The 17,671-nt window shown below is 56.3% G+C and carries 12 protein-coding genes; 9 read left to right on the top strand and 3 right to left on the bottom strand.

Going from position 1 to position 17,671, the window contains the following annotated elements; all coding sequences use genetic code 11:
• The first annotated feature begins 128 nt into the window (after positions 1-128).
• From galE to CI070_RS00080, 5 genes are all read left to right on the top strand, one after another.
• Positions 129-1,118 carry a UDP-glucose 4-epimerase GalE gene (gene galE / locus CI070_RS00100; RefSeq protein ID WP_094136370.1) on the top strand — a complete coding sequence of 330 codons (990 nt, stop codon included), beginning with the start codon at positions 129-131 and terminating at the stop codon, positions 1,116-1,118.
• Between the two features lie 429 nt (positions 1,119-1,547).
• Positions 1,548-3,071: a prenyltransferase/squalene oxidase repeat-containing protein gene (locus CI070_RS00095; protein ID WP_094136353.1), complete on the top strand. Its 1,524-nt coding sequence runs from the start codon at positions 1,548-1,550 to the stop codon at positions 3,069-3,071.
• A gap of 149 nt (positions 3,072-3,220) precedes the next feature.
• On the top strand, positions 3,221-4,723 hold the full coding sequence (locus CI070_RS00090; RefSeq protein ID WP_094136369.1) for a prenyltransferase/squalene oxidase repeat-containing protein: 1,503 nt from the start codon (positions 3,221-3,223) through the stop codon (positions 4,721-4,723).
• Between the two features lie 147 nt (positions 4,724-4,870).
• A complete protein-coding gene (locus CI070_RS00085) occupies positions 4,871-5,398 on the top strand; it encodes an STAS domain-containing protein (protein WP_179218384.1) in 528 nt (175 codons plus the stop codon).
• 17 nt (positions 5,399-5,415) lie between these two features.
• Positions 5,416-6,789: a DUF2851 family protein gene (locus tag CI070_RS00080; RefSeq protein WP_094136351.1), complete on the top strand. Its 1,374-nt coding sequence runs from the start codon at positions 5,416-5,418 to the stop codon at positions 6,787-6,789.
• 242 nt (positions 6,790-7,031) lie between these two features.
• Here the strand turns inward: CI070_RS00080 and CI070_RS00070 are convergent, their stop codons facing one another.
• Positions 7,032-9,392, bottom strand: a complete 2,361-nt coding sequence (locus tag CI070_RS00070; RefSeq protein WP_179218383.1) for a glycoside hydrolase family 95 protein — start codon at positions 9,390-9,392, stop codon at positions 7,032-7,034.
• 222 nt (positions 9,393-9,614) lie between these two features.
• Here CI070_RS00070 and CI070_RS00065 point away from each other — a divergent pair, with 222 nt between their 5' ends.
• The gene (locus tag CI070_RS00065) at positions 9,615-10,772 is read left to right on the top strand and encodes a hypothetical protein (protein ID WP_094136348.1); all 1,158 of its coding nucleotides are present in this window, start codon (positions 9,615-9,617) and stop codon (positions 10,770-10,772) included.
• 60 nt (positions 10,773-10,832) lie between these two features.
• Here CI070_RS00065 and CI070_RS00060 read toward each other — a convergent pair whose 3' ends face one another.
• Both CI070_RS00060 and thiH read right to left on the bottom strand, forming a co-directional pair.
• Positions 10,833-12,719: an LTA synthase family protein gene (locus tag CI070_RS00060; protein ID WP_094136347.1), complete on the bottom strand. Its 1,887-nt coding sequence runs from the start codon at positions 12,717-12,719 to the stop codon at positions 10,833-10,835.
• A gap of 103 nt (positions 12,720-12,822) precedes the next feature.
• Positions 12,823-13,959 carry a 2-iminoacetate synthase ThiH gene (thiH, locus tag CI070_RS00055; protein WP_094136346.1) on the bottom strand — a complete coding sequence of 379 codons (1,137 nt, stop codon included), beginning with the start codon at positions 13,957-13,959 and terminating at the stop codon, positions 12,823-12,825.
• A 156-nt stretch (positions 13,960-14,115) separates the two neighbouring features.
• On the opposite strand from thiH, the gene CI070_RS00050 reads away from it, so the two are divergent.
• The 3 genes from CI070_RS00050 to CI070_RS00040 all read left to right on the top strand — a co-directional run.
• A complete protein-coding gene (locus CI070_RS00050) occupies positions 14,116-15,069 on the top strand; it encodes a uracil-DNA glycosylase (protein ID WP_256943691.1) in 954 nt (317 codons plus the stop codon).
• A 641-nt stretch (positions 15,070-15,710) separates the two neighbouring features.
• Positions 15,711-16,076 (top strand): hypothetical protein, encoded by a 366-nt coding sequence (locus tag CI070_RS00045; protein ID WP_143245599.1) that lies wholly within the window; start codon positions 15,711-15,713, stop codon positions 16,074-16,076.
• A gap of 87 nt (positions 16,077-16,163) precedes the next feature.
• On the top strand, positions 16,164-17,671 hold a 1,508-nt coding region (locus CI070_RS00040), incomplete at its 3' end, for a hypothetical protein (protein WP_179218381.1).

Below are 17,671 nucleotides of genomic sequence, written 5' to 3'. Positions count from 1 at the left end.
CTTTTACAGGCGTCTGGAACAGGGATTCAGTCTGCCGTGAACTGAAAGGTTCCGCAGCCTCCAAAACGTCCAGACGCCTATTGCCGGAGAAAAAGTTAAACCGGCTCAACAGCAAATTTGATAAAATCATGAAAGTACTTGTAACCGGCGGAGCCGGATATATTGGTTCCCACACGGTGCGCCAGCTCGTCAAAACAGGCGCAGACGTGACCGTGCTGGACAACATGGTGTACGGTCACGCGGGAGCCCTTGTGGACCCGGAAGTGAAACTGGTCAAGGGGGATTTGGGAGATGCCTCCGTGGTTTATCCTCTCCTGATGAAGGGCGACTTTGACGCCGTGATTCACTTTGCCGCCTTTATTAATGTGGGGGAATCCGTCCAGAACCCCCTCAAGTACTACATGAACAACATCGCCAGGCCCCTCGTCCTTCTGGGCGCCATGCAAGCCGCCGGCGTCAAGCGTTTTGTTTTCTCCTCCACCTGCGCCACGTATGGCGTTCCCACCCAGATTCCTATCCCGGAAACGGAAAAGCAGGATCCCATCAATCCTTACGGAAGTTCCAAATACATGCTGGAAAAAGTTTGCAGGGACTGTGACCGCGCCTGGGGCCTCAAAAGCGTTTTTCTGCGCTATTTCAATGCCTCAGGCTGCAGCGAAGACGGCCTGATCGGTGAAGACCACGAACCGGAAACCCACCTTATACCCAACATCCTGCTCACGCTGACCGGGGAAAAGGAATACATCGAAGTCTTCGGAACGGATTACGACACTCCGGACGGCACCTGCATCCGCGACTACATCCACGTCAATGACCTGGCGGACGCCCACTTGAAGGCGGTGGACTACCTGATGAAAGGAGGGGCTACAGAGTGCTTCAATCTCGGAACAGGCCTGGGACTTTCCGTCCGGGAAATCCTGGAAACGGCTGAAAAAGTCACCGGCAAAAAAATTCCCGTCCGCTACGGCCCGCGCCGTGAAGGCGATCCGCCCCGCCTGATTGCCAATCCGAAGAAAGCCAAGGAAATCCTTGGCTGGGAAGCCAGGTGCAAGGATGCCGGAGCTATCGTGGAAACCGCATGGAAGTGGATGACCGGCCCGCGCCGCGGCCACTATTAATGCCTTTGCGCGCAAAAGAAGCGCCCCTTTTTCCGCCCTGCCATGTGCTCCCATGGCAGGGCTTGCTCTTTTCCAGAATTCTTCGTACGCTCTACGCTCGGAACCGCCCTCCCCTCCTCCGGCCGCAGCAGAACAAAAAACTTTCAAAGGCAACCATCTCCTGGCCTGTTATTCATCCTTCCCGGCTTCAACAAGCCTTTTTATTCCCCTCCGGCAAATCAAAAGCACGGCCTGTGTCCCAGTATGCGCCCATGTCCCGAAACGTCCAGTTTCCCACCGAACCAATGATGCAAATAATATAAATCCTTCATTATAAAATTTTATTTTATTCACATCTGGTCATTTACAACTTGACAGACCATTAAAATTTTTGAACTCGTCACCAGCCGGTGAAACATTATATTATCCTCAGAAACCTTCATATACTGTATGAGTCTGCATATTGAAAGTACTGAAGACGCTCTTGCGGAATTGAAGAAACAGCGGACCAAGACACTGACCGCCGCCATTTCCGTCTCTTTCCTCGGCGTCGCCCTCATGGGCCTCCTCCTCTACCTGGTACATATCATTGTAGCCGTCCCGGAAGATCCGCCCATGGTCGCCTACGCCACCCAGGAAGGCGACAACCCGGACATCGACACGCCGGAAGTCACCCAGACCACCCAGCGCCCCAGCAGTTCCTCCACTTCCGCCCAAGTGAAGGTCATCGCCGCTGTGGCAACGGCGGACGTCGCAGTAGTCAACCCGGACATTGAAGTGGACGTCCCCTCGGAAGAGCTTTCCATGGGCATCGACATCGGCGACGGCTTCGGGACCGGCACGGGAGACGGAGACGGGGGAGGCATTCCCGGCATCATCTCCAAACGTTGCGACTTGAACGACCGCATGAAGCGCATCACGGAAAACGGAGGCACCCCGCAGTGCGAGGAAGCCGTAGTCAAGTCCCTCCGCTGGCTGAAAAAACAGCAGAATCAAGACGGCTCCTGGGGCGGGGCTCCCCATAATTACAAATGCGCCATGACCGGCATGGCTCTCCTGTCCTACCTGGCCCATTGCGAAACGCCTCTTTCCGAGGAATTCGGGGAAACTGTCCTGAAAGGCATCTCCTTCCTGGTGGATCAGGGCATGAAGAATCCCGTCCTCTCCCTGGTTCCCCAGAGAAACGAGGTCAGTTATGACCACGCGGTAGCTACCTACGCCCTGTGCGAAGCTTACACCTTCTGCAAGCAGATGGACATCCCCTCCATTTCCAATCTGGAAAAGGTCGTCGTAAAAGCCGTTGATAAAATTGTAGACAATCAAAACACCGACGGCGGCTGGGCCTACAATTACAACACGAAGGCGGGCGCCCATACGGACCTTTCCGTCACCGGATGGAACGTGCAGGCCCTCAAAGCCGCCGAGCACGGAGGCATCCGCCCCTCCAAGGGCGAAATACGCACAGCCTTGCGCAAAGCGGCAGCCTATTGCCGGAAATGCGGCAAGCCCGACGGCCTCTTCACCTACATGCAGGAAGGCCGGGAAGACGCTACTGCACGTCCTGCCCTGGTGGGCGTGGGCGTTCTTTCCCTCCAAATGTGCGGCAACGGTTCGGACAGCGCCGCCCGCAAGGGACTGGACTGGATGCTCAAAAACACCAACCAGCCATTCAACTGGAAGGCGAACAATACTTCCTCCAACCTCTACCAGCATTACTACGGGGTACAGGCCGCCATGAACCGTGGTGGGGATGTATGGAAAGCGTATAACAAGGCCTTCCGTGACGCCACCCTCGGAGCCCAGGCCACCGATGGAAGCTTTACCCCGAACGGATTCCCTGGACCTGGGGGGCTTGTAAACAGCAACGGCAGTTCCATCAACGACAAAATTTACCGCCAGTGCCTGGCAACGCTGATGCTGGAGGTATATTACCGCTTCCTCCCCGGTACGGGGGAAGGCACCAGAAATTCCTAATCTGATTGACAGACAGGCGTGTCTGGCTTTAGTATGTTGCCAGCCTTGTAAACAGGCAGGCCAACAATACATACTTGTACAAGGCAATTCTCCCCATTTCCCAGGAATGCGGGAGTTTTTGCTTTGACGCCAACCAGACACCTCCCTCTATGAGTCTCCATATTGAAAGTACTGAAGACGCCCTTGCGGAATTGAAGAAACAGCGGACCAAGACGCTGACCGCCGCCATTTCCGTCTCTTTCCTCGGCGTCGCCCTCATGGGCCTCCTCCTCTACCTGGTACATATCATTGTAGCCGTCCCGGAAGATCCGCCCATGGTCGCCTACGCCACCCAGGAAGGCGACAACCCGGACATCGACACGCCGGAAGTCACCCAGACCACCCAGCGCCCCAGCAGTTCCTCCACCTCCGCTCAGGTGAAGGTCATCGCCGCCGTCGCCACGGCGGACGTCGCAGTAGTCAACCCGGACATTGAAGTGGACGTCCCCTCGGAAGAGCTTTCCATGGGCATCGACATCGGCGACGGCTTCGGGACCGGCACGGGAGACGGAGACGGGGGAGGCATTCCCGGCATCATCTCCAAGCGCTGCGACTTGAACGACCGCATGAAGCGCATCACGGAAAACGGAGGCACCCCGCAGTGCGAGGAAGCCGTGGTCAAGTCCCTCCGCTGGCTGAAAACACAGCAGAACGGCAACGGCTCCTGGGGTGAAGGACAATTCCGCGCCTCCATGACCGGTATTTCCCTGCTGGCCTATCTGGCCCATTGCGAAACGCCTCTTTCCGAGGAATTCGGAGAAAACGTCCTGAAGGGCATCTCCTTCCTGGTAGACTTGGGCATGAAAAACCCCGTCCTGTCGGAACAGCCCGCCTTGAAGGAAATCTGTTATGACCACGCGGTAGCCACCTACGCCCTGTGCGAAGCCTATACCTTCTGCAAGCAGATGGACATCCCTTCCATTTCCAATCTGGAAAAGGTCGTCGTAAAAGCCGTGGACAGGATTATTGACGCCCAGTGCCCCAACGGCGGCTGGGCCTACAGCTACAATAACAAAATCAATCCGGACATCGACCTTTCCGTCACCGGATGGAACGTGCAGGCCCTCAAGGCCGCCGAACACGGAGGCATCAAACCTACCAAAGGGGAAATCCGCTCCACACTGCGCAAGGCCTCAAGCTACGTGCGCAAGAACGTCATGCCGGACGGCAAGTTCTCCTATAAGGAAAACGGCAATATGCCCCGTTCCTCCCTGGTAGGCGTGGGCGTGCTTTCTCTGCAAATGACGGGCAACGGCTCGGACAGCGCCGCCCGCAAGGGACTGGACTGGATCAAAAACAATATCAAAGCCCTCCAGTGGGGCCAGGGAAGCGGCACGGAAAACGTCAAGAGCAATCTCTACATGCATTACTACTGCGTGCAGGCCGCCATGAACCGTGGCGGAGACGTATGGACCTCCTACAACAAAGCGTTCCGAGACGCCGTGCTCAGCGGCCAGAATGCGGACGGCAGTTTCCGGAAAAATGATGTAGGATTCGTTTCCGGCATGCGCGGCAAATCTGAAAACATCTACCGCCAGTGCCTGGCAACGCTGATGCTGGAAACCTATTACCGTTTCCTGCCAGGTACGGGGGAAGGCACCAAGAACTCCTGAGGCATCCCCCGAACAACGGAAAGAGCGCCGCGGGAAAAGGTTCTGTATGGGAGAAAACAGACCTTCTGCCGGCGGCGCACAAATTAAATCCTGACTTGACCGCAGCGGCTTCTCTTGTTATTCATATGGTTTCCATTTTCTAACGACGTGAATAACAATTCTTCCATCATTTTCGGACTTTTTGATGAATTTCTTTGGATCCGGTGTTCCGGACGCGGAAGTTTTGCCAATAGCCCGACTGTCAAATCCCTGGGGGATGATTACATCGCTTCCGGAGGACGCCTGATCGTCATTGATCTGGAAACCTGCTCCGGCATTGACTCCACCTTCATGGGCACTCTTGCAGGCCTGTCGCGACGGCTGCTTCCCATCGGGGGGTCCATCCAAATCGCCTCCCCGAGCGAACGCTGCCTGAGCGCTCTGGAAAGCCTGGGACTGGACGCCCTGCTCAGCATTGAACCGCCCACAGCCCCCTGGAGGGGAAAAGTAGAGCAGATACGTGCCGCCCTGGGTACGGAAAACGCTCCTTCCGTCCATTTGGATGCCAAGGAGCAGACTCTCCACGTTCTCAATTCCCATTTGACCCTGAGCGAAATGAGCGAAGAGAACGAAGAAAAATTCCGTAACGTAACCGACTGCCTGAAAGAAGAATTGGAACGGCAGAACGATAAATAAAATTTCCTCCCTTCCACATGGACCTGCGTTCCATGGCCTCCCTGTATGAGGAAGCCCTTTCCGCAGCAAGGGAAGAAGGGCAGGCTGCCGTCAGGGAATATTCCGTTTCCAATCGTTCCTCCCTTCCGGACGAACGGACGCTTCAGCTTCTTCTGCTGGAAGGAGTATTCGGAACTTCTTTTACGGATGATTCAGGCAGGGACGTTCACATTCTGGATTTTGGGAACTGGAATAAATCCGCCGGGCCGGACTTTCTAAACGCCAGGATACGCATTAATGGCGTTCCACAGTCAGGAGACATCGAACTGGATCCCACGCCGGAAGACTGGGAACGCCACGGGCACGGTTCCAACCCGGGGTTTAACGGCGTCATCCTGCACCTCGTCTGCACGCCCAGCCGCAGGGGATGGTTCACCCGCAATGCCCGGCATGAACGCATCCCTCTGGCTGTCATTCCTCCCGCTGCGCTGGCGCAATCAGGAACATCCCCTTCCGGCAGCGCCCCGGTACGCCACTGCCTCCACGCCGATTTGCTGGCTTCCATGGCTCCGGAGTCTCTGGAAACACTCCTTCAATCAGCAGCAGCCTACAGGTTCCGGAACAAACACCGCCGCCATGCGGAACGCGCCAAATACGCAGGAGAGGAACAGACCCTTTTTGAAAACCTGGCGGAAACGCTCGGCTATCACGCCAACAAAACCGCCATGCGCCACCTGGCCCTGCGGGCGCCCCTTCGCTCCATCCGGAACTGCCCGGAAGCCCTGCTCTTCGGTACGGCGGGATTCCTCCTTCCCGTGCTGCCGGCCTCCTGCACACCGGAAGCCGTAGATCTGCACAAAAAACTCTGGGCTCAATGGTGGCCCCTGCGGGAACAATTTGAACTGGCGCCGGACCGCTCCTTCCCCTGGACATTTTCCGGCAACAGGCCGGCCAACCATCCGCAGAGGCGCGTAGGGGCGCTGTCCGTCATCGCAGCAGACTTTGATACGTTTAAGCGCCTTTGCGTTGCCAGACATACGGAAAAACTGACAGAGTACCTCTCCTCCCTTACACACCCCTACTGGAGCACCCATGTAACGCTTCCCTCCTCCCCCTCTCCCCGCCCCATGGCCCTGATGGGCCGGGATAGAATCTTGGACTTCATCATCAACCATCTTCTTCCGATGAAAGATGACGAACACGCATGGAAGCATTATCTCTCCCTTCGGGCCGGACAGGCGGGAACAAAAGTTCTCTCCGTCTACCAATCCCTGCTGGGCCGCAGGCCGGATGCACAAGCCTTTCTTGCGAAAGCCTGGCACCACCAGGCTTTGCTTCAAATCCACGATGACCTGTGTTCCCTCCATTCCTGCGCCATTTGCTCCCTGCTCGGGCAGATGGAAAAGAAATGAGAGAATATCCCTTCTTTCCTTAAAGCGGAGGGCCTTCCCCTACGTAAATCCTCCCCAACCTTTCCAGCCGGAGAAAAATTCCTTCTTTCGGAACGCGCCATTCAGCATACACCACTTTTTCAATAAACACTGTCCCCTCCCGCAAAGGTTCGGGATAAAAAAGGCTTCCAGCCCTTACAAAAGGACTGGAAGCCATGATCATGTTGCGTCCCGGAACTAAAACCGGATCAAGGATTTCTCTTTTACCTGGCTGCGGGCTGCGAAGATTCCGCTGCTGATTTCATCGGCAGGGTTTTCATGCGGGTCATCTTCCCATTGACGCGCACGGGCAGCACCTTGGGTTGGGCGGAATACAACTTCACGTTGCTCACCTTGCCGTCCTTCCAGGAAAAATCTACCGTGACATTGCCCCGGGCTTTCAGCCCCTTCACAGAGCCTTCAGGCCACGCTTCCACGGGAGAAGGCATGATGTCCAGGCCCCCGGCATGGGATTGCACCAACATTTCACAAATGCCGCCTACAATGCCGAAGTTGCCGTCCATCTGCATAGGGGGATGGGTAGTCAGCATATTCGGCAACGTATTGAACTTCAATAACCCCTGCACCATTTCATGAGCCTTGTTCCCCTCTCCCAGGCGGGCCCACAGAGCCGTGCGCCACGGCCACGTCCAGGAACGGCGGCTGTCTCCGGTCGTGCCGCGCCATTCCAGGGAAAGACGGGCGGCTTCCGCCAGCTTGGGCGTCTTGAGCTTGCTGATCTGGTTGCCGGGGAAAACGGCAAAGAGGTGGGACGTATGGCGGTGGTCCGTCTTGGGAATGCGGTCAATCATCCATTCCTGAAGATTCCCTTCCTTGCCTATTTTGTTGCCGGCCAGCCTTTTCAGCTTACCCTCCAGGCTCTTGGCCCAGGCGGCGTCCTTGCCCAGGATGCGGGCGGCTTTGATGGTATTGGAGAAAAGCTCCGCAATAAGCTGCTGGTCATGCATCACGCCGTCTTCACGCGGCCCATGTTCGGGAGACCAGCCATTGGGAGCCACCAGAGTTCCGGCTTTCACATCGGCCAGATCCTTCTTCTCCTCTTCGCTCGGCTCCTTGCCGTTTGTTTTGAACCCTTCGCCCTTGGCGCCCAGTTCCTTCAAATGATCTTCCCAGAAATGACAGATTTCCTTCATCAGGGGATATGCCTGTTTCTCCAGATACTTTCTATCACCGGTAAACGCATAATGTTCCCATATATGCAGCGCATACCAAGCCGCGCCGGGAATATTCCACTGCCAGCCGTTGCCGCCGAAGATATTCTGGGAGGTGCGCACCGTCCAGCCGCGCACGGGTTTGCCGTCTTTGGTATTGAACCCCTTGTTCGCCTGGGAAGCGTCCCGGCAGCCGGGGGCCATTGCTTCCACGTAATTGACCAGAGCCTCATGGCATTCGGAGAGGTTGGCGGGTTCCGCCCCCCAATACGCCATCTGGACGTTGATGTTGTTATGGTAGTCGCAGGCCCACGGCGGTTTGACATAATCATTCCACAACCCCTGCAGATTGGCCGGGAGCGTGCCGGGCCGGGAACTGGACAACAGCAGATAACGGCCGAACTGGAACATGGTTTCCTCCAGATCGGGGTCTGCCGGATTTTTCTTATAGGATTCCAGACGCTTCGGCGTAGGCAGCTTGGCTACATCCTCCTCCGTTTTCCCGAAGTTGACCTTCACCCGGTCAAACATGGATTTGTATTGGGAAATGTGGGCCTGTTTCAGGGCGGCATAATCCGCAGAAGCGGCTTTGGCCGCATAACGGTCCAGCTTCTTGGCGGGAGATTCGCCCTTCCAGTCCTTTTTATAATCCATCAGATAATCCGTCTCCATGGCGATGACAACCATGCAGGAATCCGCATTTTTCACGGAAATTTTATCGCCTGCGGAGGAAAGCGTACCGCCTTTGGGACGGATCAAAACGCGGCCTTCATAATTCATGCCGTTTTTCAAAATCCCCTTCCAGGTGATGACGGGGCCCTTGGCGGAAATATCTGCTCCAAGCTGGCTGTTAACGGAAAAATCCGCGCTGAACTGGCCGGGCTTGCTGGCTTTATAATTCAACACCAGAACATTGGCAGGCGTGCTGGAGAATGCCTCCCGGTCATACGTCACGCCGTCAGCCTTGTAATTCACTTTATGAATGCCGTCCCGGAGATCCAGGGCACGCGTAAAATCTTCCACAGACAGGGAAGCTGGCTGGTCGCCTTTTTTAAAGTCCACGAACAAATCCCCGAACGGAAGATAGTTGCCGAACTGGTTCGTCCCGGCATCAGGCCCGTAACCGTACCCTCCCCCGGGATTGGCTCCGCCGGACCAGAGGCTGATTTCATTCAAGGCAAGCCGTTCGCGGCCGGGAGCGCTGAAAATCATGGCTCCCACGCGACCGTTGCCAATGGGATACCCTTCCGCTTCCCAAACGGAGGCAGGCTTCCTGTACTTGCCAAAGCTGCCCTCGGAATTTTTGTCTTCCTGCGGATAAACAACTACGGCCGGTTCATCAGACCAGATCAAATTGGAGGCGGAAGGCTTATCCAGAGCCCCCCACCCGAAAGAAACGGCACTTACCGCCACGGCAGATAAATATAGAGATTGGAAATGCATGCTTTAATAAACAATGTCACATATCTACTGCCTTCGCAACCTCTATCTTTCAGCCATTCCAAACTTATCGTCCGCCACATGGCGGAGCCTTTCCCCCGTTATCCCACTCCCGGTTCAGGAACGCTTCCTCCAATGATGGCGAGAACAGCAAATTTCCTTGTTTTTCACAATGAGCCCCCTACCTTGGCAAGTATGTTTAAACGACTTCTCTCCGCATTTTTTTCTCTGTTCTTTCTGGGGGCGGCCTCCGACACATCCTTTGCGGAAGTCACTGTTCCGGACGCCCTGAAAGACCGGATTGCCCTGAAAAAAACGGCACGGCAGCTCAATATCGTCTATTTTCTGGGCAGTGATACGGAACCCGTTCCGGATTACGAACGGCGCCTCAGCGAACTGCTCCTTCACCTACAGCAATTTTACGGCAAGGAAATGCAGCGGCATGGCTATGGCGCGCGTTCTTTCGGCCTGGACATCAAATCTCCAGGCCGCGTGAACATCATTGAATACAAGGCCAAATATCCGGCGGCCCATTATCCTTATGAAAACGGAGGCGGCTGGAAAGCGGCCCAGGAACTTGACGAATTTTTCAAAGCACATCCGGACAGGAAAAAAAGCCAGCACACGCTTATCATCATGCCTACCTGGAATGACGAAAAGAACGGCCCCGACAATCCCGGCGGCGTCCCCTTTTACGGCATGGGGCGCAACTGCTTCGCCCTGGATTATCCGGCCTTCGATATCAAACATCTGGGCCAGAAAACCAGAGAAGGAAGGCTGCTGACCAAATGGTATGGGGGTATGGCCCACGAATTGGGACACGGCCTTAACCTGCCGCACAACCACCAGACCGCCTCGGACGGTAAAAAATACGGCACGGCCCTGATGGGTTCGGGCAATTACACGTTCGGGACCAGCCCCACGTTCCTGACTCCGGCCAGCTGCGCCCTGCTGGACGCCTGTGAAGTATTCTCCGTCACCCCGGCCCAACAATTTTACGAAGGCAGGCCGGAAGTGGAGGTCAAGGACGTAGCCATCTCCTTCAAAGGAGACCAGATTCTGATTTCCGGCAATTATACAAGCCCCCAGACCGTTAAAGCTCTGAACGTTTACATCCAGGATCCTCCTTATGCGGTCAACCAGGACTATGACGCCGTTTCCTTCTCCCGGCGCCTTGGGAAAAAGAGCGGAAAATTCTCCATGAAAATTGACAAAAAAGAGCTGGATGGTTTGAACAACAACGAATTCCGCATTTCCCTCATGTTTATTCTCGCCAACGGGCTGCACATGCAGAAGCATTTCACGTTCCACTGGGACGCTCTTCAGGATTACAGGGACGGAAGCAAATCCTGAACGCATTTTCCGCACGGTCGGATGATGCCGAAAGCGTGGCCTCCGCACCTGGCGGGGGCCTTACTCTTTCAAACTGGTCCGCCAGCCGGAAGCGTGCTGGTAATAATAAACCGCCTCCCTTTCCAGATCTTTCATCCGCCCGTCCGGAGCAACGGCTTCCCCGTCCCGGAAAAATTCCACTTCACGCTGGGGTTTGAGCACCACCATGTCTTTCCCTTTCAAATAGCCGATATACTGGTAATTACTCACAAAATACCGGGACTGGTAAGAAGGCTTTAAAGCATCCTTTCCATAAAAAGCCGCATCATACGGCCATTTCAACAACCCCAGCAAAGTGGGCAGCACGTCAATCTGGCTCACGGGAATTTCCCGCCGTTCCGGTTTCAGCAGAGCCGGAGCGTAGAAAATGGAAAAAATGCGGTGCGTTTCCGGATTAAGAGCCTGCTTTCCCGCGCTCCCGGCGCCGTGGTCTCCTACGAACACGAACAGCGTGTTGTCAAACCAGGGTCTGGTTCTGGCCTCCTCCACAAAGGCGCCTACCGCATAATCCGCGTATTTCACGGCCCCCATGCGCCCCGTGCGGGGAGGGATGTCAATGCGCCCTTCCGGGTACGTGTAGGGACGGTGGTTGGACGTGGTGAACACCACCTGCAAAAACGGCTTGCCGCGTCCGCAGGATTCATCCGCCTCCCGTACGGCGCGGCGGAACAAATCTTCATCGCAAACGCCCCAGATGGTGGAATGGGTCACCTCGTAATCATTCATGGAACTACGGTCCAGAACCTGAAAACCGTTGTGTCCGAAAAAGTAATTCATGTTGTCAAAATACCCGTAGCCGCCGTAAATCCATTTGAGATCATATCCCTTGTCCCTGAAGATGGACCCTATGGTCTGCAAATGCTCATTTCCTTCCTGGCGAAGGATGGACATGCCGGGAAGCGGCGGCAGGGAGGTGCTGATGGCCTCCAGCCCGCGTACGGAACGGGTACCCGTGGCATAAGTGTTCGGGAAGAAAATGCCTTCCTTTCCCAGACGGCTCAGGCACGGAGTGACGTCAGCCCCGTCTTCCCGGCATTCGTTTAAAAATTCCGCCCCCATGCTTTCCATGACCACCACCACGACATTCGGGCGGATAACTCCCCCGGAAGGGCGCACCTGCCTCTTCACACTGCCGGACGAAGCTCCCGGCACGGACGTGTCATCCGCCGTAAACTCCCGGGCCAGAAACGCCGCCGCTTCCGCGTCCGGCAGCGTCCGGTAATAGGCGCGGTAATCCAGTTCATTCTTGAGAAAGGCGCTGAACAGGCTGTAAAGGCCATCCTTGGCCATTTCCGAATTATAACGGTTGTTCACGGCATCCGCATCCTTGATATCCACCAGCCAATATCCTCCCGTGACGCAGGCCAGCAGGAACAGCACCACACAGCCTCGTTTCCATCCGGCGGGCACCGCCCCGTTCCGGGGAAGCAAAAACCTCTTCATTCCCCAGACGGCCAGAACGGACGCCGCCAGAATGCCGCCCAAAATAGGGATGATGGGATAGGACTCGTAAATATTCCCGATGACCTCCTTGGTGTAAACCAAATAGTCTACCGCAATGAAATTGAAGCTGGCTTCAAACTCGTTCCAGAAAAAGGCTTCCGCCACATCTTCAAACAGATTGGCGAGCACAAACAGGAAAAACCACGCGGAAGTGAACCACCTGTCCGCCTTCCCTCCCGCCTTCCCGCGCGGCAAAATCCACAAATAAACGGCGTAGGGAATAAGCCAGTAGCACATGGTGACGGCAAACTCCGTCAGAAAAACGTATGCCGTTTTCAGAAGGGAAACCAATCCGAAATCCATGTTGCGGTATTCGAAAAATACCGTAAACAGATTTTCCACCGCCTCAATACCGAACGCAAACAGGAGGAACGGCCAAAACCTCCCCCAATAATAACGAATCATTACTGCCGGAAATATGACAGCCGGAGCATGCCGTCAATGCTCCATCACAACATCACGGGGATATGGATGTCATTCTGCGGAAGAGAGACGGGATAAGACTCTCTTACACCACATCCAGCGCGGCATCCCAGTCTTTCCAGACAGGCTCCAGCCCGGCATTCCGTATGGCGCCGACCACCTGCTCCGGTGTGCGCTGGTCGGAAATTTCAAACTGTTCCGTCGCCTTGCAATGCCCTTTCCGGTCATCGGGAAGATCCACCCGGTTGCCCCGCACCGTCAAATGGGCGGCAGCCGTTCCCACGCCCGTGTAACCTCCCGGTTCCGTGCGCGCAATAGCGGACATGTGAGTCATGCCCAAATGCATCAGGGCATTCCTCATCGGCGCGGGTTCACGGGTGCTGATGGACATGCCTATCCTGGGGAAGCAGATGCGCAGGGCAGCCATGAGCTGGACAAAATGGCGGTCATCCAGCATCAAGTCCGGATCAGGTTCATATTCGTAATTCCCGGCGTAGGGGCGCATGCGGGGAAACGCTACGGAAAGCGCGGATTTCCAGCAATGCTTCTGCAGGTAATCCAGATGGGCGGCAAGCGCCATGGCCTCCCGCCGCCACGGCGAAAGCCCGAACAGGGCTCCTATCTGAATGCGGCGGAAACCGCCCTGATAGGCGCGTTCCGGACAATCCAGCCTCCAGTTGAAATTTTTCTTCATCCCTGCCGTATGCAGAGTTTCATACACTTCCCGGTTATAGGTTTCCTGATACACGGCCAATTGTTCCGCCCCGTGGCGGACGATCTCCGCATAACGGTCGTCCGGCAACGGCCCTATCTCCAGCCCCAGGGATGGAATAAAGGAATGCAGGGCGTCCAGGCATTCCTGCATATACCCGTCGGAAACAAACTTGGGATGCTCCCCGGCCACCAGCAGGATGCTGCGCAGCCCCAGGCCGTGCAGGTAACGGGCCTCCTGCACCACTTCATCCACCGTAAGCGTGGTGCGGATAATGGGATTGTCCCGTGAAAAACCGCAGTACTTGCAATTATTGATGCATTCGTTGGACAGGTAAATGGGGGCGAACAGGCGGATAGTCCGGCCGAAATGCAGCCGCGTCAGACGCCGGCTCTCCTGCGCCATCGCCTCCAGGCGGGCGTCGTCAACCGGTTCCAGCAACGCCATGAAACGGCGCACCAGAGGAGAAGGGCAATCCATCAAACCGTTTAATTCTTCAGAAAAAGACATAAGTGAATTAAGTAAAATTGGAGAGAGCCGGTTGCATTTCCATGCCTGGACCGGAAAGCCCCAATTTGCCCCCTCCCTCTTAAAAGATACCATCTTTTACCGTGTCATTTCCCGGAACGGCTCGTTCCATGAAAGCAGAGGAACCTGCGAATCGTCGTGACAGACGGCCTCTTATGGACTAATCTGGTTTATCCTTTCATGAGCGCTACGCCGAACAGCCTTTTCCGCCATTATCTTGATTCCCTGATCCAGCAGGGAACAACGCGAGCAAGCCTGACGGATGAAGCCAGAAACGTTCTCAGAACATGGTACGTGGCCGCCAGACAGGGAGGCCGTCCCGCCGCATCAGCGTCCGCTTCTCCAAAACCGTCGCCCCTGCAGATGTCCGCTCCTGCTCCTGCTCCCGCACCTGCCGAAATGCCGGAACCACCGGAACTGCTTCCGCAAAGCGGGGAACCGGCATCCTCCATCACCCTCCCGGAAGGGACTATGGAAGACAAGCTGCAATACCTCCGTCATCTGGCGCAAAACTGGAAACCGGCGCGGGAACTCAACTCCCTGCGGGACACCATGGTCTTTGCCACGGGCAATCCCCATACGAAACTCATGCTCATCGGGGAAGCTCCCGGATATTATGAAGAAGTGCAGCAGGAGCCCTTCGTGGGCCGTGCCGGGGAAAAACTCAACCAGATATTAAGGGCCATGGGACTCTCCAGAGACATGGTTTACATTTCCAACATCGTCAAATTCCGCCCGGCCCTGCCCAACCAGCGGACCAATAACCGCGCCCCCACGCCGGAAGAAATTGAAGCGTGCCTGCCCATCATCATGCATGAAATCCGGGTCATCCAGCCGAAAATGATTATAGCCCTGGGCGGAACCGCAGCCGTAGGCCTGCTGGGGGAACAGGGATCCGTCAGTTCCATGCGCGGCAGGTTCCATGATCTTAACGGCATTCCCGTACGCGTCACTTACCATCCCAGCTACCTGCTCAGATCGGACAGCCCGCGGGAAAAACGCAAGGTATGGGAAGACATGCTGGCCGTTATGGAACGCCTGGACATGCCCATCTCAGAAAAACAGCGCGGCTACTTCCTGCCCAGGGAATAGCCCCGGAATCTCCCTTATGCCTCATTTCCAGCTGAAACAGGCAAAAATCCCTGAACCATTTGGCGTGGCAGGAAACATTGGTATGCCTCCGTGCATCCGCATTCTATTCTCCAAAGCGGTTGTACCACCCCATCCCGCTTTTTCCCGGAGCAGCCTCTAACGCATCGGCCAATTGGGAGGATAGAACAGGCTGCCCCCCCTGCCCCGTATCCTGCCAGGAGCCGCCGAAGCACAGCATGCACGGAAGCATGCAAACTTCCTCCCGTTTTACTGGTCCGGGACCTTACGAAATGATCCTCTCTACCAAATCCTCATCACCGCCCGGCCCTTGTAATCCTGCCTGTGGGATGCAAACACAGCTTCCAGAAAATGAGCGCTATGCTCCGGCGTCAGTTTCCGATCCGGAAATCTTTTCAATTCCGGACACCTCCGCATCAAAACTCTGGAGAAATACCTGATACCGCGCCGTGTCGTGAGGCGAAGATCCCGTTTCACCTTCAGCGTTTCCTCAGCGCCTCCGAATAAAAGCAGAATCCATCGGGTTTCAGATATCTGAGGAAGAATATATGGATGTCCTCCAACGGTTCAGAATCCGGTGCTGGGAAATTTGCCGCCGTTACCGGAAAAGCGGAGGCGCCGGCATGAAAACATACCTGGGCAATGTAACCATTTTTGAGCCGGAACGCTATTTGCGCGAAAGGAACCGGAAGAAGAGGCTACTGCTGCGGGAAGCTCGTCCACTTGAATATGAAGATGGTCGGGAAATTGACGCTGACGGGCATTCTGACTTCCTTTCCGGTCTGATGTTCCGGGAAGACTTCGAGCGGGAAATGGAATCCCTGGAGCCGCAGGAAAGGGAGCTGGTTGAGGCATTGATTGACGCTGAAGGAAATTTGTCACGGGCAGCCAGAAGCATTCATCTGGAGGAAAGCAGGGCGCGCCGCCTCAGGAAACGGCTCCGGGAAGAAAAATTCACTTTTTTAAGAAATGGGCGGCGAATTTCCTGAAACGCGGCAAGCAATCATTGTGAAGGGTCTAAATCGACCTACTCGGCGTTTATAGACGTCGCACTCAAACACTAATCATCACACACCATGTATACCAACGAACAACCAAACGACGCCCCCACGTTGAACAGGGGGTCCGCCAACAAGATGAACCCCAACCCCGCCGCCGAACTTCCCGGGGCGGCCGGCCAGCCTGGCGCGCCTGGCGCCGCGACATCCCTCAACGCCATGTCCACCCCCATCCAGCCCTACGGCGCGGATACCGTCATTTATGAAAAATCTGACAACTTCGTTCAGACGTCTGCCGGCGCCGACATCTTCATGACCCCAGTCAACGACACCTTCAACGTCCCGGAAGGCGGGGCCACGGCCGTGGCCAGCCTGACGGTGGACGACTGGGGCAAGCTGACCATCTCCGGCCCGGGCGGCACCTTCGAACTGGACCTGACCCCTGACGCTGATGAACCCGGAGAACTGGGAGGCCACCAGGAATGGACCAAATCAGGCTCCTTTGAACTCTCCGAAGGAACGTACACCCTCTCCATCACGCACCAGAACATCGACATACCGCACAACGAATACAATCAATCCGTATGCCGCTATTCCGTGACGGTGACTGCCCATGGAAGCCCCGGCGGTTCCTCCAGCTCCTCCAGCAGCTCCTCTTCGGACGTGCCGCCGGAAGAAAAGGAAATCTGCTGCCGTTGCGGTACGTGCACGGACGCGGAAGGCAACGAATACACCATTGCGGCGGAAAAACTGCCGGGTGACCCCGGCGTGGAAATCTGCATGTCCCAGGCCGAATTCCTGGCCAAGGGAGGGGCGCCGTCTCCCGCGGCCTTCAGCCTCCGCGCCGCGGAAAACGCCCGTGAAACGGCGGAAGCCTGCGGCGGCCTGAAATACGTAAGCCCGTGGGCCTGGCGCGCCCATCTGGACGAAACGTCCGGCCTCATCACCATCGTGCCGCCGGCGGGCGCCGCGCTTTACTTCAACGTGCAGGCCGGTTCCGATGCGGCCCTCCCCGCGGGCATCTCCCGCAAGCGCGACTTCAGGGTGCAGCTGCTGGATGAAACCCTGGCGCCTGCCGCTTCCGGCGCCCCCGCCTACCTTTCCCTGGTGGACGCGGACGGGCAAAACATCCGCTTCTCCGCGGAAACCGGCGCCGTGGTCGCCATGACCTCCGCCTCCGGCAAAGTGCTCCTGGCGGAAGACTACTTCCGCAATGTAAACAATACGTATGATCCTGCGGGCAACCTGGTAAGCAGCTACAGCGCCGCGGAAGGGCTGATGCGCACCCGGACCGGAGCGGACGGAGAACTCGTCCTGGAATGGTACGCTCCCGCCGCCGTCACGGCTCTGGCCGACGGAACATACGAAGTAACGGGAGAACCCTATAAAACCTCCTCCTACCTGTCCTCGGAAGAAAACGGCGTGCGGACCACCGTCATCACGCGCCAGCAGCGCGGACTGCCGGCCCACACCATCACCCGTACGGAAGAACCCGGCAAAGTCAGCATCGCCAAAGGCCAGGGGGACGACACCATCATCCGCACCATTGAAACCAACCGCCTCTACGGAGGCCTCTCGGAACGCAT

This window comes from Akkermansia muciniphila (genome assembly GCF_900184965.1).
GTDB lineage: Bacteria > Verrucomicrobiota > Verrucomicrobiia > Verrucomicrobiales > Akkermansiaceae > Akkermansia > Akkermansia muciniphila_A.
This window is presented reverse-complemented; position numbering and strand designations above follow the sequence as displayed.